Annotated in this window: 19 protein-coding genes; 8 read left to right on the top strand and 11 right to left on the bottom strand. The window is 61.2% G+C overall.

What is annotated here, in order from left to right; genetic code table 11:
* Window positions 1–662: 662 nt before the first annotated feature.
* On the bottom strand, window positions 663–2,027 hold the full coding sequence (ppnN, locus tag DU490_RS09260; protein WP_114574021.1) for a nucleotide 5'-monophosphate nucleosidase PpnN: 1,365 nt from the start codon (window positions 2,025–2,027) through the stop codon (window positions 663–665).
* A 221-nt stretch (window positions 2,028–2,248) separates the two neighbouring features.
* Here ppnN and DU490_RS09255 point away from each other — a divergent pair, with 221 nt between their 5' ends.
* Window positions 2,249–3,163: a LysR family transcriptional regulator gene (locus tag DU490_RS09255; RefSeq protein ID WP_114574020.1), complete on the top strand. Its 915-nt coding sequence runs from the start codon at window positions 2,249–2,251 to the stop codon at window positions 3,161–3,163.
* A 78-nt stretch (window positions 3,164–3,241) separates the two neighbouring features.
* On the opposite strand, the gene gcvP is transcribed toward DU490_RS09255, so the two are convergent.
* Entirely contained in the window at window positions 3,242–6,136 is a 2,895-nt protein-coding gene (gene gcvP, locus DU490_RS09250) for an aminomethyl-transferring glycine dehydrogenase (protein ID WP_114574019.1), read from the bottom strand.
* 64 nt (window positions 6,137–6,200) lie between these two features.
* Window positions 6,201–6,590 (bottom strand): glycine cleavage system protein GcvH, encoded by a 390-nt coding sequence (gene gcvH / locus DU490_RS09245; protein WP_114574018.1) that lies wholly within the window; start codon window positions 6,588–6,590, stop codon window positions 6,201–6,203.
* 598 nt (window positions 6,591–7,188) lie between these two features.
* Here gcvH and DU490_RS09240 point away from each other — a divergent pair.
* From DU490_RS09240 to DU490_RS09230, 3 genes are read left to right on the top strand one after another with little or no spacing between them, the layout of a single operon-like run.
* Entirely contained in the window at window positions 7,189–8,538 is a 1,350-nt protein-coding gene (locus DU490_RS09240) for an alanine/glycine:cation symporter family protein (protein WP_404872842.1), read from the top strand.
* Between the two features lie 42 nt (window positions 8,539–8,580).
* Entirely contained in the window at window positions 8,581–9,693 is a 1,113-nt protein-coding gene (gene gcvT / locus DU490_RS09235; RefSeq protein WP_114574016.1) for a glycine cleavage system aminomethyltransferase GcvT, read from the top strand.
* A gap of 26 nt (window positions 9,694–9,719) precedes the next feature.
* The gene (locus tag DU490_RS09230) at window positions 9,720–11,018 is read left to right on the top strand and encodes an O-antigen ligase (RefSeq protein ID WP_114574015.1); all 1,299 of its coding nucleotides are present in this window, start codon (window positions 9,720–9,722) and stop codon (window positions 11,016–11,018) included.
* Here DU490_RS09230 and DU490_RS09225 read toward each other — a convergent pair.
* From DU490_RS09225 to DU490_RS09210, 4 genes are all read right to left on the bottom strand, one after another.
* Complete coding sequence (locus DU490_RS09225; protein WP_114574014.1) at window positions 10,960–11,607, bottom strand: alpha-ketoglutarate-dependent dioxygenase AlkB; 648 nt, start codon at window positions 11,605–11,607, stop codon at window positions 10,960–10,962. The genes DU490_RS09230 and DU490_RS09225 overlap by 59 nt on opposite strands.
* A gap of 4 nt (window positions 11,608–11,611) precedes the next feature.
* Window positions 11,612–12,532, bottom strand: coding sequence for a M23 family metallopeptidase (locus tag DU490_RS09220; protein ID WP_258801550.1), 921 nt, complete (start codon window positions 12,530–12,532; stop codon window positions 11,612–11,614).
* Entirely contained in the window at window positions 12,481–13,350 is an 870-nt protein-coding gene (locus DU490_RS09215) for an acyltransferase (protein ID WP_114574012.1), read from the bottom strand. Before DU490_RS09215 ends, DU490_RS09220 begins: the two co-directional genes overlap by 52 nt.
* Window positions 13,351–13,428: 78 nt before the next feature.
* Complete coding sequence (locus tag DU490_RS09210; RefSeq protein ID WP_114574051.1) at window positions 13,429–14,322, bottom strand: LysR family transcriptional regulator; 894 nt, start codon at window positions 14,320–14,322, stop codon at window positions 13,429–13,431.
* A gap of 128 nt (window positions 14,323–14,450) precedes the next feature.
* On the opposite strand from DU490_RS09210, the gene DU490_RS09205 reads away from it, so the two are divergent.
* Window positions 14,451–15,149 (top strand): CoA transferase subunit A, encoded by a 699-nt coding sequence (locus DU490_RS09205; protein ID WP_114574011.1) that lies wholly within the window; start codon window positions 14,451–14,453, stop codon window positions 15,147–15,149.
* Between the two features lie 75 nt (window positions 15,150–15,224).
* Window positions 15,225–15,887 carry a CoA transferase subunit B gene (locus DU490_RS09200; protein ID WP_114574010.1) on the top strand — a complete coding sequence of 221 codons (663 nt, stop codon included), beginning with the start codon at window positions 15,225–15,227 and terminating at the stop codon, window positions 15,885–15,887.
* A 237-nt stretch (window positions 15,888–16,124) separates the two neighbouring features.
* Here the strand turns inward: DU490_RS09200 and DU490_RS09195 are convergent, their stop codons facing one another.
* The 3 genes from DU490_RS09195 to DU490_RS09185 all read right to left on the bottom strand — a co-directional run bounded on the left by DU490_RS09195 (window position 16,125) and on the right by DU490_RS09185 (window position 18,532).
* Window positions 16,125–16,892, bottom strand: a complete 768-nt coding sequence (locus DU490_RS09195) for a DUF1338 domain-containing protein (protein ID WP_114574009.1) — start codon at window positions 16,890–16,892, stop codon at window positions 16,125–16,127.
* A 157-nt stretch (window positions 16,893–17,049) separates the two neighbouring features.
* Window positions 17,050–17,325, bottom strand: a complete 276-nt coding sequence (locus DU490_RS09190; RefSeq protein ID WP_114574008.1) for a GrxA family glutaredoxin — start codon at window positions 17,323–17,325, stop codon at window positions 17,050–17,052.
* A gap of 385 nt (window positions 17,326–17,710) precedes the next feature.
* Window positions 17,711–18,532, bottom strand: a complete 822-nt coding sequence (locus DU490_RS09185) for an inositol monophosphatase family protein (RefSeq protein ID WP_114574007.1) — start codon at window positions 18,530–18,532, stop codon at window positions 17,711–17,713.
* Between the two features lie 97 nt (window positions 18,533–18,629).
* On the opposite strand from DU490_RS09185, the gene hybE reads away from it, so the two are divergent.
* Window positions 18,630–19,076: a [NiFe]-hydrogenase assembly chaperone HybE gene (gene hybE, locus DU490_RS09180; protein WP_181870001.1), complete on the top strand. Its 447-nt coding sequence runs from the start codon at window positions 18,630–18,632 to the stop codon at window positions 19,074–19,076.
* A 94-nt stretch (window positions 19,077–19,170) separates the two neighbouring features.
* Complete coding sequence (locus tag DU490_RS09175; RefSeq protein WP_114574006.1) at window positions 19,171–19,944, top strand: 3-hydroxybutyrate dehydrogenase; 774 nt, start codon at window positions 19,171–19,173, stop codon at window positions 19,942–19,944.
* A 179-nt stretch (window positions 19,945–20,123) separates the two neighbouring features.
* On the opposite strand, the gene DU490_RS09170 is transcribed toward DU490_RS09175, so the two are convergent.
* Window positions 20,124–20,663 (bottom strand): response regulator transcription factor, encoded by a 540-nt coding sequence (locus DU490_RS09170; protein ID WP_114574005.1) that lies wholly within the window; start codon window positions 20,661–20,663, stop codon window positions 20,124–20,126.
* Between the last annotated feature and the right edge of the window lie 14 nt (window positions 20,664–20,677).

Below are 20,677 nucleotides of genomic sequence, written 5' to 3'. Positions count from 1 at the left end.
TACCGGCGCCAGTCGCGATGCGGAGCAGCGCTCCAACAGCTGTTTTCTCCACCGACGTTGCCACGTAGTTGTTGGAGTAGCTTCAGATCACGACTGGAGGCCGCAGGCCTCCCGGCGGTGTTGGTTACGTTGCGGTTATCGCCGTTGCGGCGGCCTCCGCCGAGGCGCCTGGCGGCGCCAGTCGCGATGGGGACCAGCGCTCCAACAGCGATCCTCTCCACCGACGCTGCCACGCCGTTGTTGGAGTAGCTTCAGCTCACGACTGGAGGCCGCAGGCCTCCCGGCGGTGTTGGTTACGTTGCGGTTATCGCCGTTGCGGCGGCCTCCGCCGAGGCGCCTGCCGGCGCCAGTCGCGATGCGGAGCAGCGCTCCAACAGCTGCCTTTTCCTGCCATAACAAGCGACTACCACCCTGTAGGAGAATCTTTAGATCACGACTGGAGGCTGAAAGCCTCCCGGCGGTGTTGGTTACGTTGCGATTATCGCCGTTGCGGCGGCCTCCGCCGAGGCGCCTGCCGGCGCCAGTCGCGATGCGGAGCAGCGCTCCAACAGCTGCCTTTTCCTGCCATAACAAGCGACTACCACCCTGTAGGAGAATCTTTAGATCACGACTGGAGGCCGCAGGCCTCCCGGCGGTGTTGCCGATGCGTTTCCTTCCAGTCGCTACACCAGCCGATAGCAGGGTTTGTACTCTTGTCCTGGCAGCTTCATGCGGCCCTGGGCGACGAAGGAACCCAGCAATGCATCCAGCCGTCGCATCAGCTCCGGTTCGGCGTGCAGTTGGAATGGCCCATGGGCCTCAATGGCACGCAGGCCATGCTCCTTGACGTTACCGGCCACAATGCCGGAAAACGCGCGGCGCAGGTTGGCGGCCAGTTCGTGGACCGGCTGGTTCCTGTGTAGAGCCAGGCTGCCCATGGCTTCGTGTGTCGGCTCGAAGGTCTCCTGGAAGTCCCGGGCAATGGTCAGGCGCCAGTTGTAGTGGAAGGCGTCCTGATGTTCGCGGCGGAAGTCGGTGACCGCGTCGATTCCCTTGCGCATGGTTCGGGCCACTTCGATGGGGTCGTCGACGATGATTCGATACTTGGCGCGGGCCTGGTCACCCAGGGTATAGACGAGAAATTCGTCGATTCTCACGAAGTAGTCCTTGGCACTGGCTGGCCCGGTGAAGATGACTGGCATCTTCATGTCGCTATTGTCGGGATGGAGCAGGATGCCCAGGAGGTAGAGGATTTCCTCGGCGGTACCCACACCGCCGGGGAAGACGACAATGCCATGGCCAATGCGAATGAAGGCTTCCAGACGTTTCTCGATATCGGGCATGACCACCAGTTCGTTGACCAGCGGGTTGGGTGCCTCGGCGGCGATGATGCCGGGTTCGGAAATGCCCAGATAGCGCCCGTCATGGATCCGCTGCTTGGCGTGGGCGAGGTTGGCGCCCTTCATGGGTCCTTTCATGGCGCCCGGGCCGCAGCCGGTGCAGATGTCGAGTTCGCGCAGGCCCAGGTGGTATCCCACGTCCTTTGTGTACTCGTATTCTTCACGGGCGATGGAGTGCCCGCCCCAGCACACCACGATGCTGGGATCCCTTCCGGGCTTCATGGTGCCGGCCTTGCGCAGAATGTGGAATACAGCGTTGGTGGTGCCCTCGGCCGTGGTGAGGTCGAAGCGCGAATGATGCTGGATCTCGTTGTAGACATAGACGATGTCACGCAGTACCGAGGAGAGATGTTCGCGGATCCCGCGAATCATCTTGCCGTCGACGAAGGCTTGGGCTGGGGCATTGGTGACCTTGAGCCGGATGCCGCGGTCCTGCTGAATCACTTCGATATCGAAATCGTGATAGGTCTCCATCAGCTCCAGACTGTCGTCCGTCATGCTGCCGGAACTAAGTACCGCCAGGGCGCAGCGGCGCAGCAGGTCATGCAGGCCGGCCTTGGATGTGTCGCGCAGCCGGTTTACTTCATGCTGAGAAAGCACTTCCAGGCTGCCCAGGGGAGAAACGGTACTGGAAATGGTGTCGGGCATGGAACGGTCCTTGTCAGGTCGGATGGCCTGCTGCCCGGAGGGCAGGGCGCCAAAATAATATCTGGTTAGGGCGAGAAGTCTGTTCTTGTTTCACTGTGAACACTCGCCGAGTCATGACGAGAATGCTACCACGCGCTTGGCGGAGGCGCAGCGCTGCGCGGGTTCGTCGGTGCTGTTAGAATAGCAACATCAGGTTACGGCCGAATCGCAAGCGATATACCATGTTCAACGCTCTGTATTTCCGCACCTTCGTCACGCTGGTCGAGACCGGCAGCTTCACGCGCACCGCCCAGCGTCTGGAGATGACCCAGCCCGGCGTCAGCCAACACGTGCGCAAGCTGGAGCGTTACCTCGACAAACCGTTGTTGGAGCGTCATGGGCGTCGTTTCGCGCTTACCGAGGCGGGCCGGCGCGCCTATGACTATGGACTACGCCTGTTCACCGAGCACGAGCAGTTCCGCCACTCCCTGGACGATGAGGCCCTGGATACGGGGGAGTGTCGCATCGGTTCGCCGGGTAGTGTGGGGCTGATGCTGTATCCCTATATACTGGGCCAGCAGCAGATGTATCCGGGCCTGACGGTCAGCTACAGCTTTGCCTTCAGTCACGATATTGTCACCGATGTGCTGGCTGGGCGACACGACCTGGGTATCATCACCGAGCCGGTTCGTCACCCCGAGTTAGACTGTTCGCTGTGGCATCAGGAACCGTTATGCCTAGTGGTGCCCGCGGATTTCGCAGGGACCACGCTTGCCGAGCTGATGGGTATCGGCTTCATCAACTACTCTGATGGCGTCAATCATGCCGGTGTGCTGTTACGTAGCAATTTTCCCGATGAGTTTCGCTCGATGAATCAGTTCCGGCGACAGGGCTTCACCAATGAGGTGGCCATGGTGCTGGATGCGGTGGCGCGTGGGCTTGGCTTCACGGTGGTTTCGCGTCTGGTGCTCGAAACCTCCCCCTGGCAGCGCCAGGTCAAGGAGCTCGACCTGCCGGTGGTGGAGTACGAGGCGCTGCATCTAATCACTCGTACCAGTAGCCGGGTTCCGCGTCGCTATGAGCGCCTGCTCGAAGGATTCCGTGAGCAGCGGCTGCGCGAACGATTCGGTTTCGCTGAGGGGGCGCCGGCTATTTGAAAATCGGCAACGCCTACCCTTGAGTGCAATCGACCCGCCGTTGGCGGGTCGATTGCGTGAGGGCATGTCATATGCCTCTCAGTCGCGGTATTCGTCGATGCTCGGACAGGAGCAGATCAGCTGTCGATCGCCGAAGACGTTGTCGACGCGATTGACCGCCGGCCACACCTTGGCGGCCTTGACTGCACCGGAGGGGAAGGCGCCGAGTTCCCTGCCATAGGGGCGGTCCCAGGCGTCGTCCATCAGGTCGACCATGGTGTGGGGGGCGTGGACCAGCGGATTGTCGTCCGCCGGCCAGTCGCCGCGCTCCACTGCCGCGATCTCCTTGCGAATGCTGATCATGGCATCGCAGAAGCGGTCGATTTCGAAGCGCGACTCCGACTCAGTGGGTTCGACCATCAGGGTGCCGGGCACCGGGAAGGACATGGTCGGGGCGTGGAAGCCGTAGTCCATGAGGCGCTTGGCGATATCCTCTTCGCTGATGCCCGAGGCCGCCTTGAGCGAGCGGATATCGATGATGCATTCATGGGCTACGGTGCCGTTGACGCCACGGTAAAGCACCGGATAGTGCGCCTCGAGCCGCCGGGCCACATAGTTGGCATTGAGGATGGCGAGCTCGGTGGCCTGGCGCAGGCCGCGTGCGCCCATCATCTTGATGTAGGCCCAGGAGATCGGCAGGATCGAGGCGCTGCCGAAGGCTGCCGCCGAGACGGCGCCGCAGTCGGCATTGACCCCGTCAATCGGGGTGACCACATGGTTGGAGACGTAAGGCGCCAAATGCGCCTTGACCCCGATGGGGCCCATGCCCGGGCCGCCGCCGCCGTGGGGAATGCAGAAGGTCTTGTGCAGGTTCAGGTGGGAGACGTCGCCACCGAAGTCGCCGGGGCGGGACAGGCCGACCTGGGCGTTCATGTTGGCGCCGTCGATGTACACCTGGCCGCCGTACTGATGAACGATGGCGCAGGCCTCCCGCACGCCTTCCTCGAATACCCCGTGCGTGGAGGGGTAGGTGAGCATGATCGCCGAGAGGGTGTCGCCATGCTGTTCAGCCTTGGCCCGCAGGTCGTCGAGGTCGATGTTGCCATCGCTGTCGCACTCGACCACGACCACCTTCATGTGGGCCATGGCCGCGGATGCGGGATTGGTGCCGTGGGCGGAGCTCGGTATCAGGCAGATGTTCCGATGTCCCTGGCCCTCGGCCTGCTGGTAGCGGCGGATGGCCACCAAGCCGGCATACTCGCCCTGGGCACCGGAATTGGGCTGCATCGAGATGTGCTCGTAGCCGGTGATTTCCACCAGGAACGCGGCCAGCTCGTCGATCATCTGCTGGTAGCCGGCCACCTGGTTGCGCGGGGCGAACGGATGAATCTGCCCGAACTCCGGCCAGGTGATGGGGACCATCTCGCTGGTGGCGTTGAGCTTCATGGTGCAGGAGCCAAGCGGGATCATGGCGTGGGTCAGCGACAGGTCCTTGTTCTCGAGCCGCTTGAGGTAGCGCAGCATCTCGGTCTCGCTGCGGTAACGCTGGAAGGTCGGGTGGGCGAGGAAGCCCGACTCGCGCCGGCAGGCGGCCGGGATGCCGCTCTTGCCCGCATTGACTACGGCTTCATCCAGGGCGGCCACGGATAGCCCGTGTTCTTCATCGAGCAGCACGTCGAACAAGGTGTCGAGATCGTGCGTCGTGGTGGTCTCGTCGAGACTGACGCCGATATCGCCATTGTCGTAATAGCGCAGGTTGATCTCGTGGGTCATTGCCCGGCCATGGATCTTGCCGGCATCGACGCCGGTCAGGCGCAGGGTGTCGAACCAGCTGTCGTGGGCAAGCGTCACTCCCTTGCTGGCCACACCCAAAGCGAGAATGGTGGTCAGGCGGTGTATTCGCGTGGCGATGGTGGTGAGCCCCTTGGCGCCGTGATAGACGGCATAGAAGCCTGCCATGTTGGCCAACAGCGCCTGGGCGGTACAGATGTTGGAAGTGGCCTTCTCGCGACGAATATGCTGCTCGCGGGTCTGCATCGCCATGCGCAGAGCGGTATTGCCACGCGAGTCCTTGGATACGCCGATGATGCGTCCCGGAATCGAGCGCTTGAGCTTGTCGGTAGTGGCAAAGAAGGCGGCGTGGGGGCCGCCAAAGCCCATGGGTACGCCGAAACGCTGGCTGTTACCCATCACGATATCGGCGCCCAGGGCGCCGGGCTCCTTGAGCAGTACCAAACTCATGATGTCGGCGGCCACGCAGGTCATCACGCCGTTCTCGCGCGCCGTGGCAAGCAGCGGCGCCAGGTCGCGGATCTCACCGCTCTGCCCCGGATACTGGAGCAGGGCGCCGAAGACGTCGTGTTCGGCAAGGCTATCGGCGGCGCCGACGATCAACTCGAAGCCGAAGTAGTGGGCGCGGGTGCGAACCACATCGAGGGTCTGGGGCAGCACGTCGTCGGCAACGAAGAAAGCCAGGCTCCTGGACTTTTTGTTGGCACGCTGGCATAGCGCCATGGCTTCGGCCGCCGCAGTGGCTTCATCCAGCAACGAAGCGTTGGCCAGTTCCATGCCGGTGAGGTCCATGACCATCTGCTGGAAGTTAAGTAACCCTTCGAGCCGGCCCTGGGCAATTTCCGGCTGATAGGGGGTATAGGCGGTATACCAGCCCGGGTTTTCCAACACGTTGCGCTGAATCACGGCCGGCACATGGGTGTTGTAGTAGCCTTGGCCGATGTAAGTCTTGAAGACTTTGTTTTGTCGAGCCAGCCGTTTCAGGTAGTCAAGTGCCTCGGCTTCGCTACGTGGTGGGTCGAGATCGAGTTCCCGTCCCAGGCGTATGTCAGCCGGCACCGTGCGCTCGATCAGGGCGTCGAGGCTTTCCAATTCAAGAGTCGCCAGCATGGCGGCGACGTCATCGGCACCGGGCCCGTTGTGGCGTCGGATGAAGGCGTCATGATCGGCCAGTTCGGCCAGGCGGCGATTGTCGAAAGCCATGGAGCACCCTGTCGATAGGAATTAAATATCCCGGTCACTGTGACCGGGGAGAGCAGTCGAAGAATCACTCCTCGGCGGTAGCGGCCTGGTAGGCGTCGGCGTCGAGCAGGTCGTCGAGGCTGGCAGCGCCCTCGATGCGCACTTTCATGATCCAGCCGCCGTCGTAGGGTGCCTCGTTGACCGTTTCAGGGGCGTCTTCGAGCGCCTCGTTGACTTCGATGACCTCACCGGCCACCGGGGCGTAGAGGTCGGAGGCGGCTTTCACCGACTCGACCACGCCGAACTCATCGCCCTTTGCCAAGGTGCGCCCGACATCGGGCAGCTCTACGAAAACCACGTCGCCCAGGGCTCCCTGAGCATGATCGGTAATGCCGATAGTGACAGTGCCATCACCATTGTCCTGTACCCATTCATGGCTGTCGTTGTAGCGCAGGTTTGCAGGAATCGTGCTCATGATAGTTTTCCTATACGAAAAAGGTTTCTGAACGGGTGAATGCTAACGCCATTGACGCCGTTTGGCGAGTCCCGGGGTTTGTCGAGCCTTGGGCGCTGCATGCCTACCTCTGCAGATTGACGCGGCAAGCGACTCGCGTCCAGCGGTAGCTGCGTTGGGTAGACAGGGCGATTGACTCGATTTCATCTATTAGGCAGTGCCGACTACACTCACTAGTCTATAACCAAGCATGCACCACTCGGCTCTTGCCAAGACTCGTCCACTCTGCCGGCGGTAGAAGGAATCCTCCGGCACCGGAAGAGCGGAGTTATTGTTTCCGATACGAAACACGCGTTACGCTTGCACTCCAGTATCCCCCTATACAACGAATACAGAAGATGACATTGCGCTAGGGTGGCGGAAACATGGTTTATTCCGCTATGGTACACCGGTTTGAGCTGCCGATAATTTTGCAGTTGGCAGCCTTGGGCATGACTTGTGCTTGTGAGGCGAGAGCGTCGGCAAGCCCAACAATAAATCCATATAACAGAGGGATACGTGCGTGGAAATCTTGACAACGATATTCACGACCATCAACAGCGTGGTCTGGGGTCCGTTGATGCTCATTTTGCTGCTGGGCGTTGGCCTCTATCTGCAGCTCGGCCTGAAATTGATGCCCCTTCGCAAGCTGGGTGTTGGCTTCAAGTTGATGTGGCAGGGACGCGATGCCAAGCCGAAACCGGGGGAAAAGAAGCGAGTGGAAGAGGAGGGGGAGATTTCGCCCTTCAACGCCTTGATGACGGCGCTCTCTGCCACTATCGGTACGGGTAATATTGCCGGGGTGGCGACAGCCATCGCCCTGGGTGGGCCAGGGGCGATATTCTGGATGTGGATCACTGCCCTGGTGGGTATGGCGACCAAGTTCGCCGAAGCCGTGCTGGCCGTTCGCTTTCGCGAGACCGATAGTACCGGTTACCACGTCGGTGGGCCGATGTTCTACATCAAGAATGGGCTGGGCAGGAAGTGGCTGTGGCTGGGTGGTGCTTTCGCCTTCTTCGGCGCCATCGCTGCCTTCGGGATCGGCAATACGGTGCAGTCCAATTCCGTCGCCGACGCGTTGGATTCCACGTTCAACATCCCGCACTGGCTGACAGGCGTAGTAATCATGGTGCTGGCCGGGGCAGTTATCCTTGGCGGCATCAAGCGTATAGCCAAGGTGGCGGGCAAGTTGGTGCCGGTCATGGGCATCCTCTATATCATTGCGGGATTGCTTGTGCTGATCGTCAATGCGGGTCAGATCGGCGAGGCCTTCGGTCTGATTTTCTACTATGCCTTCAACCCGCATGCAGCGGCGGGCGGCTTCGCCGGCGCAGCCGTTATGGCGGCCATCCGCTTTGGCGTGGCGCGAGGCATCTTCTCCAACGAAGCTGGCCTGGGTAGTGCGCCCATCGCCCATGCGGCGGCAAAGACCAAGAATCCGGTGCGCCAGGGCCTCATCGCCATGCTGGGCACCTTCATCGATACGATCATCGTTTGCACCATCACGGCGCTGGTGATCCTGACATCCACGGTGTGGATCGAGGGCGAGCAGGGCGCTTCGCTGACGGCGCTCTCTTTCGATGCGGCGCTACCCGGCTTCGGCAATCAGATCGTGTCGGTGGCATTGGCGGTATTTGCCTTCACTACCATACTGGGGTGGTCCTTCTACGGTGAGAAGTGCTTCCAGTTCCTGTTCGGCACACGCTCGATCATGCTCTATCGAACGCTGTTCGTATTGGCCATCCCTCTGGGGGCGATAGCGCAGCTCGGTTTCATCTGGCTGATGGCTGACACCTTCAATGCCATGATGGCGATTCCCAACCTGATTGCGCTGGCACTGCTCTCACCGGTGGTGTTCAAGGTGACCAAGGATTATTTCGACGGCAAGGAGGTCTTGCCGGGGGAAGACCTTGACCATGGACAGCGTTGAATTGGCTTTCAGACAGAGCCCAACACTATCGAGGATGACCGCATGAGCGAACTCAAGCATACGCCACTACATGGCCTGCACCTGGAGCTGGGGGGCAAGATGGTGCCTTTTGCCGGCTATGATATGCCGGTGCAGTATCCACTTGGCGTCAAGAAGGAGCACGAGCATGCCCGGGCGGCCTGTGGCCTTTTTGACGTTTCGCACATGGGGCAGGTGCTGCTGCACGGTCCCAGGCCGGCGGAGTCGCTGGAAACCCTCGTCTGCGCGGATATCGTTGGACTGCCCGAAGGCTTGCAGCGCTATGCGCTGTTCACCGGGCAGGAGGGGGGCGTTGTTGACGACCTGATGGTGGCCAACGTTGGTGACCACCTCTATCTCGTGGTCAATGCAGCCTGCAAGGATCAGGATGTTGCCCTGCTCGAGACCGGTGTGGATGCCGAGCATGAAATCGAGGTGCTCGACCGCGGCCTGCTGGCCCTTCAAGGTCCGCACGCGGCAAGCGTGATGCAGAGGTTGTGCCCAGCTGCCTGCGAGATGGTCTTCATGCAGCAGGGTCGTTTCGAGATCGACGGCATTCCTGTCTGGGTCAGTCGCAGTGGCTATACCGGTGAGGATGGTTTCGAGATATCGGTGCCGGCGGACCAAGCCGAGGCCTTGGCGCGCCGCCTGCTGGCCGAAGATGAGGTGAAAGCGATAGGTCTCGGTGCTCGGGACTCACTGCGCCTGGAGGCGGGACTCTGCCTGTACGGTCACGATATCGACACCGAGACCACCCCGGTGGAAGCTGGGCTGATCTGGGCGATCGGCAAACCACGTCGGCGTGGCGGTGAGCGTCAGGGCGGCTTCCCCGGTGCGGACCTGATCCTCCATCAGGTAGAGAAAAAGGATCACCAGCGCAAGCGAGTAGGGCTGCTGGGCGAAGGGCGTGCGCCGGTGCGTGAGGGTGCCGAATTGTACGACAGCGACGACAAGGCAATCGGTGTGGTCACCTCCGGTGGCTTCGGCCCAAGCGTCGGTAAGCCAGTGGCGATGGGGTACGTCACCATCGAGAATGCCGAGATCGGCACGATCGTTTACGCTGAGGTGCGCGGCAAGCGGCTGCCGATGACGGTGACCAGAATGCCGTTTGTGCCGCCGAGGTACTATCGCGGTTGAGGAGATATACCACAGGTCTGCTCCTTATGATCAAGAATGAACATTGCCGACCGATGTCCCTGATGCTATCGCGACGTCCAAGAGATCAATGCCATGGCCCCCTTGCGGCCATGGCATTGCTGTTTGCTGCTGTCGCCTACCTGATCCTGCCCTGGCCTCTATTGGTTGCGGTGCCGGTACTGTTGATCCTGGCCGCCCTGGCGGCAGGCAAGGGTCAGCTGGATGGATTTCCCCATCGCCAGGACAAGGTGCTGATAGCAGTGCTTCTGCTCTATGGTGTGAGCTGGGTGGTAATGGAATTCGCACACGGCATGCGATTCAAGGGACTGCGCGATGCCTGGCCGGTTTGGCTTGCCATGGTGACACTGATCGCCATGGCCAGGCTCAAGCCTTCCGCTACCTGGCTGTGGGCCGGGCTTGCCCTTGGCAGCATCACCGCTGGTAGCTGGGCGTTCTTGCAGCGCATCTTCCAGGGTGTACCTCGTGCCATTGGGCAGGAGCCCCTGCATGCCATCCTGTTTGGCAACCTGGGGCTGATGACAGGGCTGCTGTGCTTTGCCGGCCTTGGTTGGGCAATCACGCGTAATGATCGCTGGCGCTGGACGTTGCTGATGACGCTTGGGGGGCTTGCGGGGCTGACTACCTCGGCGCTTTCCGGTTCGCGGGGCGGTTGGATCGGCCTGCCGCTGGCCGTCTGGGTGCTCTATCGCGGCCATCACAAGCGCCTGACGCTACGCTGGCGGTTACTGCTTGTGACCTGCGTGCTGGTACTGATTGGCAGTCTCTATATGACCCCGCAGACCGGTGTGGCCAAGCGCGTGCATAACGCGGTGAGCGGTGTGCAGCAGTATGTGGACGGGGATGACGATATGACCTCGGTCAGTGCACGACTCGAAATGTGGAAGGGCGCGGGCCAGCTGATTGCCGAGCGACCGATCGTCGGCTGGGGAACCCGGGAATACCGTGCCGCCATGCGTGAGCGTGGCGCAAAAGGAGTTCAGGACCCATCACTTGGCCGCTTCTGGCATGCCCATAATGACGTGCTCGACGCCTGGGTGAAGCGTGGGTTGCCAGGTTTGATCACCCTTTTGGCGCTGTATGTGATGCCACTCTGGCTCTTCGCCAGAGGTATCGGCAGTGCCTCCGGGGAGAGGCAGTCGCTGGCCGTGGCGGGGACACTGCTGTCGGTTGCTTTCATCGACTTTGGCTTGACCTATAGTTTCCTGGCCTACCCCATGGGCGGGATGATCTATTCACTGCTGCTGGTTATTCTGTGGGGGCTGTATCGACGTTTGCCGCCTGAGACGCAACATAACGAAATGTGAGGCTGATCCTGAGCCCGGGTATCTGTCGGGGCAACAGTGCGTGATGAAGTTGCCGCTGTACCCCGTGGCCCATCAGCAAGAGGCTGTCATGGGGCAGCCAAACATTGAAAGCCTCGCGTGAACCCTTCCGCCAGCGCATGCGTAACGGGCGCTCTGCTCCCAGGCTGACGGCAGCTATTAGCGGGTCTGGGCCAAGTTCGGTCTCGTTATCGCTGTGCCAGCCCATTCGCTCCTCTCCATTTTCATAGCGGTTCAGCAGTGCGCTGTTGAACGTGGCAGTGATTCCGGCAGCGGCCAGGCGTGCAATGGTGGCATCTCGGATCTTTGCGACATCAGTATGCCAAAGTGCGGGCTGGAAATCGTGACCCGAGTAGCGGTAATGCGCCTCGCTGTCCCCCATCCACACCTGGCGGCGTGGAATCGGATGTTCGCGGCCGTAGAGACGCAGGCGGGGCTGCTGCCAGTCCAATTCGCCATCCAGTCGCTCCAGAATGGTGCTCGCAGTTGACTCGCCGAGCAGGGTAGTGAAACGCTGCAGCAGCGGCGAGCGCAGCAAGATATCACACGGCAAAGGGCTTGGACGCATCATAGCCTTAGCGTAGCACTCGCCGTGGGTCGATCGGCTTGCCGCCCAGGCGTACGTCGAAGAGCAGGTCGTGTCGCTCGGTAGTATTGCTGTAACCGACTTCGCACAACGGTGTGCCGCGGGTGACCCTGGCACCATCGTCGACCAGGATCGAATCGCAAAGGGCGTAGACACTCTGCAGGTTGTCGGCATGATGCACGATGACCACTCGGCCGAGCTGGCGCATGCTGCCGGCGAAACGCACATCGCCATCGGCGACGGCTCTGGCGTTGGCGCCGCGACCGGTGGCAAGCAACATCGGCTGCAGCGTGCCACGACTGTCGCTGCCGAAGGCGCGAACGACACGGTAGTCGTCCAATGGCCAGGGCCAGTTGCGGGCGGAGCCGGGTAGTGAGCTGGTGTCGGGCGCAGGCGGTGTGGCACGTGCCGCTCGATTGCTTCCACTCGCGCTGGCACGGGCTGTGCTGGCTCTCGCTGCTTGCAACGGCACCTGGATCACCTGGCCTACCCTCAGCCGCGTTGGCTCGATACCGGGGTTGGCCGACTGGATACGAGCCGGCGTGGTCGTAAACCGTCGGGCGATGCCGGAATAGGTATCGCCGGGACGTATCTGGTAACGATAGGGGCCGCCGGACGGCGCGCGTTCCTGTTGAGTCGGTACCAGCAGGCGCTGGCCAACCGCCAGCCGATTAGGATTGGCGTCTGGATTGAAGCGCTGCAATCTAGCCAACGGCACATTCGCCTGTGCCGCGATGCTACCCAGGGTATCGCCACGCTGCACGGTGACCCAGCTACCGTCGATGCCGGGGGCTCCACCGCGTTGCACATTCCCGCCACCGCTGGCACAGCCGGCCAGTAGCAGCAGGATGACGATCATCAGCGCGAGTCGAGCGCCTCGTCTTTTTCCTGCCACAGGGCGTTGAGCCATGAGTGGAAGCGCTCCTTGTAGTGCGGGTCATTGTAATAGCTGCCTTCCAGCATCCAGGCGGGCACGTCAAGACGGCGTGCTTCAACCGATATCGGCCCTTCACGGCCGCACAGGAACCCCCAGAAGGTCGGGTTGGGATTCTCATAGCGCAGGGTGAAGTCAAGGATGCCGCTGAGGTGATCGCCGAGCAGGTTGAGGACCTGGGCGATACCGCCGGCCTTGGGTTTCAGCAGGTGCCGGAAGGGACTGTTCTGCAGGTTTCGCTTGGCTGGCGTAAAACGCGTGCCTTCCACGAAGTTGAAGATAGCGATTGGCATTTCGCGGGCGCGCTCGCACATTCTCTCCGTCGCTTCGCGATCGATGCGGGCGAGCTGGGGTTTGCGTGCCAGCTGCTGTTTCGTATAGCGGCGCATGAATGGGTACTCAAGCGCCCACCAGGCCATTCCCACGATGGGAACCCAGATCAGTTGCTGCTTGAGGAAGAAGCGGGGCATAGGGATGCGGCGATGGAGGCCCATCAGCAGCATGAAGATGTCGGTCCAGCTACGGTGATTTGACAACACCAGCCACCACTGGTCGCGGGCGAGACCCTCTGGCAGGCTCATGCATACCCGGGGCTTCAGCCAGTGGCGCATCCACCACAGATTGAAGCCGATCCAATTGAGCGCAACGCCATTGAGGCCGCGCAGGATGAATCGGCTTAGCCGACGCCCGGGCGTGATCAGCTTGAGGGCGGTCAGCAGCACGAGGGGAACTCCCCAGAACAGAGTGCTGATAATAAGCAGCAGCACGCTGACGATCCCCTTCAGGGTCGACATGCCTTACTCCTTGCGTCTATTGCATGACAGCCGCTCATGCTAATGGATGAAGGATGGGCTGCCCAGCGATACGTGCTGTTACCGGTCGGTTTGTTGCAGGGTGATGCAAAGTACGTCGTAGAGCGCGCGGGCTGCGGTGGAGAGCTCCTGGCCCGCACCAATGACCACGCCGACCGTGCGCCGTATCTGAGGATCGTGCAGGGGGACGCAGCGTGCACCCAGTTCATGCATCTGTTGCCGGCAGAGAGTAGGCACGGCGCTGACTCCCAGCCCACTGGCAACCATTCGGCCCACCGTCGCCAGCTGATGGCTTTCAAAGGTGACGGGGAGATCGGTACCGCGCAGTGCCAGGGCTTGTTCCATCAGGATGCGTACCATAGAGGGGCGTTGCAGGGTGATGAAGTCGTGGTCGAGCAGGGCGTTCCAGTCGATCGCAACGGCATTGGCCAATGGGGAGTCGGGGGGCACGACGGCGACGAAGGTATCGTCGAAGAGCGGCAGGAAGTCAATCCCTTCGCTTGTTTCGGGCTCGAAGGCAATACCGAGTTCGACCTGCTGCTGGCGTACCATATCGATGACCTGTTCATTGATCACATCGTGTACCGTCACGTTGACCCGCGGAAATTGCTCGCGGAAGACACGCAGCGCGCGCGGCAGTCGATTGCAGGCGATCGAAGGCATGGCGGCAACGGCGACGCGACCCAGCTGCAGCGTGAAACGCTGGCGAAGCAGCTCCTCGGCGTTGTCCCAGTCGGCAAGCAGCCGTTTGGCCATGGGCAGCAGCGTCTCTCCTTCCGGTGTCAGGCGAACGCTGCGGGTGCTGCGGATCAGAAGGGCTCCCCCCAGAGTCTCCTCCAGCCCCTTGATGGCCAGGCTCAGCGCCGGCTGCGAGAGATGAAGGCGTTCGCAAGCCTGGGTAAAGCTGAGAGCCTGGGCGACCGCCTGGAAGGCCCGTAGTTGCTTGATGGTCATGGCCATGATCGACTAATTTATAATTCCGATTAATTGATAAGAAAAACAAACTTAACAAATATATTCGCCGGGTCAACACTGATCAGGTACCGTCACTCTTTCATCTCACAACAAGACGAGGCTTCGCGATGGCCGGATTCGACAAACGCGTATATTCCTACGAAGAGGCAATGCAAGGCATCGAAAGCGGTATGACCGTGATTGCCGGTGGTTTCGGCCTGTGCGGCATTCCGGAAAACCTGATTGCCGAGATCAAGCGTCGGGGCGTCAAGGACCTGACCGTGTTCTCCAATAATTGCGGTGTCGATGGGTTCGGCCTCGGCCTGCTGCTGGAAGATCGCCAGATCAGCAAGATATATGCCTCCTACGTTGGTGAGAATGCCCTGTTCGAGCAGCAGATGCTCAACGACGAGATCGAGGTCGTGCTGACGCCCCAGGGTACCCTGGCCGAGCGCATGCGAGCCGGCGGTGCAGGAATTCCGGCCTTCTATACCGCGACCGGCTACGGTACGCCGATCGGTGAGGGCAAAGAGGTGCGCGAGTTCAATGGGCGCCACTACATCCTGGAAGAAGGCATTGTCGGCGACTTCGCCATCATCAAGGGATGGAAGGCCGATCGCTACGGCAATGTGGTCTATCGGCACACGGCGCAGAACTTCAATCCCATGGCTGCCACCGCCGGCAAGATCACTGTGGTCGAAGTGGAAGAGATCGTCGAGCCGGGTGAACTGGAGCCCAGTCAGATCCATACGCCCGGGATCTATGTCGACCGGATCATCCAGGGCTCTTTCGAGAAGCGCATCGAAAAGCGCACCGTTCGCGACTGAGCCGCGACTTTCCATGGATTCGATTCGAGCATTCCGGCCGGACCGGCATGGCTCACAACGACAAGAGGCAAGAAGATGGCACTGACTCGCGAACAGATGGCACAGCGCGTGGCACGCGAACTCCAGGACGGTTTTTACGTCAATCTGGGTATCGGCATCCCCACCCTGGTTGCCAATTATATTCCCGATGGAATCGATGTCATGCTGCAGTCCGAGAATGGACTGCTGGGCATGGGGCGCTTCCCTACCGAGGAAGAAGTCGATTCGGACATGATCAATGCCGGCAAGCAGACGGTGACGGCGCGCCCGGGAGCCGCGATCTTCTCCTCGGCGGAGTCCTTTGCGATGATCCGTGGCGGTCATGTTGACCTGACCGTTCTCGGAGCATTCGAGGTGGACCAGGAAGGCAATATCGCCTCCTGGATGGTCCCCGGAAAGCTGATCAAGGGCATGGGCGGTGCCATGGACCTGGTGGCTGGTGCCGAGAACATCATCTGCACCATGACCCATGCTTCCAAGCACGGTGAGTCGAAACTGCTCGAGAAGTGCAGCCTTCCCTTGACAGGTGCGGGCTGTATCAGTCGTGTGCTGACGGACCTGGCCTACATGGAGATCGAGAACGGTGCATTCATTCTCAAGGAGCGGGCGCCGGGTGTCAGCGTAGAGGAGATCGTCGAGAAAACGGCGGGCAAGCTGGTGGTACCCGAGCATGTGCCTGAAATGACGTTTGACGACTGAACCTCGATAGCCCAGATCGCGAAGACTCAAACCTCAACAAAGCCCGGGCCAATCAGCCCGGGCTTTGTTGTTTACGTGCCGTGTTCATGGGCGTTTCGAGCGCTTGTCGAGGTGCGATGATTTTGTGACCAGTTCATTGCAACGGCGATGGTCTAAGGCCCCCGCGGGGTTACACCATCGCCTTGCACAGCGTTATCCACAGATTCTGTGGATAAGCTAAGCGGAAAACGAGGGGGGTCAGGTGATCTCACAGCGGGTATGGTGGGGCAGCAGCAGTTCGACGGTCCGTTCATGATCATTGCTGAGGCGCTTCTGCAGCAGGGCCAAACCTCCTTGGGGAATGCGATGTTCATCGCCATCGGCAAAGGCGATGCGGCGCGAGCAGGTGGGGTAGAAGCGGTAATCCAGCATGGGTGAGACCGGTAAGAGGCCATATTGGCGATCCTCGCTCCCCTTGAAGCCGCACTGCTCAAGCGCTTCGTCCAGGCTAGCGATGCCGCTTCCTATGCGTTCGCAGTCGAAGCCGGCATGGTGCATGCCAGGCCCCATGACCGACAGCCAGCCGGCCAGCGGATGGGCCTCGCAGAGTGTTCGATAGGTGTCCCAGTCTGGCATTGCCCAAGGGCGACCGCGAGTCAACAGGTTCTTTCCTCGGGCATCCTGCGGGTGCGTGTTGCCAACGAGTTTGGCAAGACGGGCCCTGGGCTCTCGTGAGAGGGTACCCATCTGCAACTCGGCCAGTATCAGCCAGGGGCCATCATCGGGCGGGGCCAGCAGGGTCACCAGCAAGCCGCGGTCTGCCATGGCATAGCGCTGAGCGGGACGAAAACCAAGGTGGCCAAGCGTCGGCAACAGGTCGGTAGCTGCGAAGGGTGATTGATTCAGTGTCAGTAGCGCTAGGTACTCGGCCGGGGTGTCGGTGGGCCACAGGCGAAGGGCACCCAAATCCGTGTGCTGGTGGATGTAGTCGAGCCAAAGTTGTTGCAAGAACTCTTCCCGCTGCATCGTTGCCGTTCCTTTTCTCCTGATGCGCCTTGTCGCAGGGCGCCTGGCGACAGTATAGGTTCTGATGGCAATTGGCTTTCAACGGGAGAAGGACGCTGAGCGAGAGTAAGACGCCGGGCGGGGGAGCACGGGCAGTTGTCCCCCGAGGAGGCGGCGATCAGGTGGCGCTGGCCCGTGAAAGCAGGTCGTGGTCGCGCACGTACTGGTCGAACTCGGTGAAGCCACCTACGTGGGACTGGTCGACGAATATCTGCGGCACGGTGGTCACTGGCTTACCTATGGTTTTCTCCATGTCGGCTTTGCTGATGCCCTCTGCCAGGATGTCGACGTAGCGATGGCCCTCGATGGCGCCGGCCGCTTCCAACCGCTCGGCAAGTGCCTGGGCACGCACGCAGAAGGAACAGCCGGGGCGACCGAAAATCACGACGAACATAGGAGTACTCCTGAATAATGTTGGCGCTATTGTGACCGATGACCCCTTTGGGCGCCAATAGCGACCCGCTAGCCAAGGAATTGCCCAGGACTATCGCTGTTGCCTATCCTTGGCGATGTTCTCCACCGACGTCGCGGCCTCCGCCGGGGCGCCTGACGGCGCCAGTCGCGATGGGGACCAGCGCTCCTACAGCGATCCTTTCACCGACGGTGCCACGCCGCTGTAGGAGGAAGCTTCAGCTCACGACTGGAGGCCGCAGGCCTCCCGGTGGTGTTGCCGATGTCTGCGATAACCACCGACGTCGCGGTCTCCACCAGGCGCCTGCTGAGTCTTATTCGTAGTCAGGTAGCCTTTTGCCAATGGTGTTGCTGGGCGTCGGACAGCCTCAGTATTGCATCAGCTCATTGTCATCGGCAGCGCGTAGCAGATCGGCGAGCTCGGCATGGATTTCCGGTGTGCTGACCAGCAGGTTTTCCCCGTAGAGGTCTTCGGGAATACCCGTGGGGCAAGGGTAGAGATGGCCTGCCCGGGCGCCGGCTTCCCGCGCGATCAGCATGCCGGCAGCGAAGTCCCAGGGTGAGACGCTCTCGTAGTAGGCATCAAGCCGGCCACAGGCTACATCGCAGAGGTCCAGGGCCGCCGAACCGTTGCGACGCACATCCTGGCAGTGCTGAAGTATTGCCATAAGGCGTCGCATCAGGGGGGGGCGACTATCGCGCCGATAGGGGAAGCCGGTGCCGACCAGGCAGTGCTCCAGGTTGGAGCGACGGCTGGCATGAATGGGCTTGTCATTGCACCAGGCGCCTTGGCCATATAGCGCGGTAAAGGTTTCATCGAAGAACGGGGCGTGAACCACCCCGACGCGAGTCCTGCCCTCGCTGACCCAGGCGATGGAGACACCGACGTGGTGGAGACCGTGGGCAAAATTGACCGTTCCATCGATGGGGTCCACGACCCACAGGGCTTCGGTCGTGGTCATCACCGCATGATCCGGGGCAAGCTCTTCGCTGAGCCGAGACTCGCCCGGAAATGCGGCCTCCAGCCGCTCACTGATCAGCGTATCGACCTCAACATCTACATTAGTGACCAGCTCATTTCCCTGCTTGTAGCGCTGGTTGAAAGCCTGGCCCTGGCGAGCAGCGACGATGTGTTCACCGGCCTGGGTTGCGATCGACACGGCCAGCTTCAGGCGGTCTTGGGGAAGCATGGGCATTCCTCGTCGCAGATGGAACTGCCAGAATAGCAGCCGTGGCGGATCTCTGCTGCTGCGAACTGCCATACCCACTTGCCGAGAAGGAGTGCCGATGCAGGCCCTGACCCCAGACCAATACGAGCGCCTTCGCGATCTGGCTGCAGCCTGGCAGCGACAACAGGGCCGCAGCCTAAAGGCATCACCCCATTACAATCCGCGGCTGAGCGTGGATGCGCTGTGCTTTCAAGCGCTGCCAAAGGAGCTGCCGGATGACGGAGAAGTGTCCTACCTGGTGGGTGCCCTGGTCACTCCGGTGTCGCTTTCGCTGGCACTGGTGCCGGCTGAAGCAAACGTACCATCGGCTGAATCGGGTACCCATCTTCATTTCGCCTTGCCGTCGGGGCGTTATCCTTTCGTGGCGGAGCCACTCGGACCCTCGCTTTGGTTGTGGCGCTGCGAGCTCATGGATGACCTCTCCGACCTCGACTCCCTGCAGGAGGCGAGTCGCCTGGCCCAGCAGATGATGGATAAGGTCATGACTCCCGTCGGCGAGGGGTGAGGCTGGTTTCAAAGAGGCAGGGCGCCTATGCTGGAAGCGTCGTACCGCTACTCATCCCCCTTGCGATTTCACTGCAGCCCATGAGGATTTGTTCATGATTAACGCAACGACCCCGGCCCCACGAGTCGCCCTGGTGACAGGCACCGCCAGTGGAATTGGAGAGGCCGTGGTGCACCAGTTTCGCGAACTGGGTTATCAGGTGCTGGCGGTTGACTTCAATGAGCAGGCCAAGGAGACGGCCGATGCCGAGGGTGCGGCCTTCTTCAAGGCCGACCTCACCGATGGTGAAGCCTGCAAGGCGGCCGTGGCAGAGGCGATCAAGCGTTTCGGTCGAGTGGACATACTGGTCAATAACGCGGGTATACAGCATGTCTCGCCCATCGAGGACTTTCCGGAAGCCAAGTGGCGGCAGATCATCGACCTGATGCTGACCGCCCCTTTCCTGCTCACCCAGGCCGTCTGGCCGTCGATGCGCCATAACGGCTGGGGACGCATCATAAATATCGCGTCGGTGCACGCCCAGGTGGCCTCGCCGGGTAAGTCGGCCTATATCAGCGCCAAGCACGGCATGATCGGCCTGACCAAGACCGCGGCGCTGGAGGGAGGCTCACAGGGTATTACCGCCAATGCCATCTGCCCGGCCTACGTGAAGACGCCGCTGGTGGAAAACCAGATCGCCGATCAGGCGAAGCTGCACGGCATGGAGGAGCAGGAGGTGATCGAGCAGATCATGCTCAAGAATGCGGCCGTAAAGCGGCTGATCGACCCCACGGAGGTCTCCAGTCTCGTCGCCTATCTGGCGTCGGATGCGGCGGGTGCCGTGACGGGATCAAGCTGGAATATCGACCTGGGCTGGACGGCTCAATAGATTAGGCTCAAGCCTTAGCACGCTATGTTTTCGCCTCGCCGGCTAGCGGTTGCCGGGGGTAGTCCGTAGAGGATGTCCGGCGCCATGGATGGCGCCGGTAGCGTCCAGGGCAGGATTTACAGCGCGTCCTCGCAGGACTATTCCCGGCAAAAACCGCGGATCAAGGCATTAATTTCTGGCTATCGCCGCACCGGCCGTTTCTGTAGCTTGCGCTGCAAGGTGCGGCGATGCATGCCCAGCGCCCTGGCCGTGGCAGAGATATTGCCGTCATTCTCCTGCAGCACTTTCTGGATATGTTCCCAGGCGATGCGGTTGATCGAAGGTGGGTTGTCGGACACTTCGGCATCCGGGTCGCCCTGCTCGCGGCCCAGCGCAATGAGGATCTCTTCCGCATCGGCCGGCTTGCAAAGATAGTTGACGGCACCGAGCTTGATTGCCTCGACCGCGGTGGCGATGCTGGAGTAGCCGGTCAGCACCACGACGCGACACGCGGGTACGACCTCGAGCAACTCCGGGAGCAGTTTCAGGCCGGAGCTGTGTTCCAGCTTGAGGTCGAGGGTGGCGAACTGGGGGCGATGTCGCCGGGCCAGGCTCATGGCCTGGTCGGCATCGTGCGCCACGTTGACCTCGAACCCGCGCCGGGTCATGGCGCGCGACAGCACATGACAGAACATTTCGTCGTCGTCGATGATCAGCAGGCGTGTATCGGCGTCTTGCATGGCAACCTCGTCGC

The organism is Halomonas sp. DQ26W (genome assembly GCF_003339685.1).
GTDB lineage: Bacteria > Pseudomonadota > Gammaproteobacteria > Pseudomonadales > Halomonadaceae > Halomonas.
Note: the sequence above shows the minus strand (reverse complement) of the source record. Positions and strands in the feature narration are given on the sequence as shown.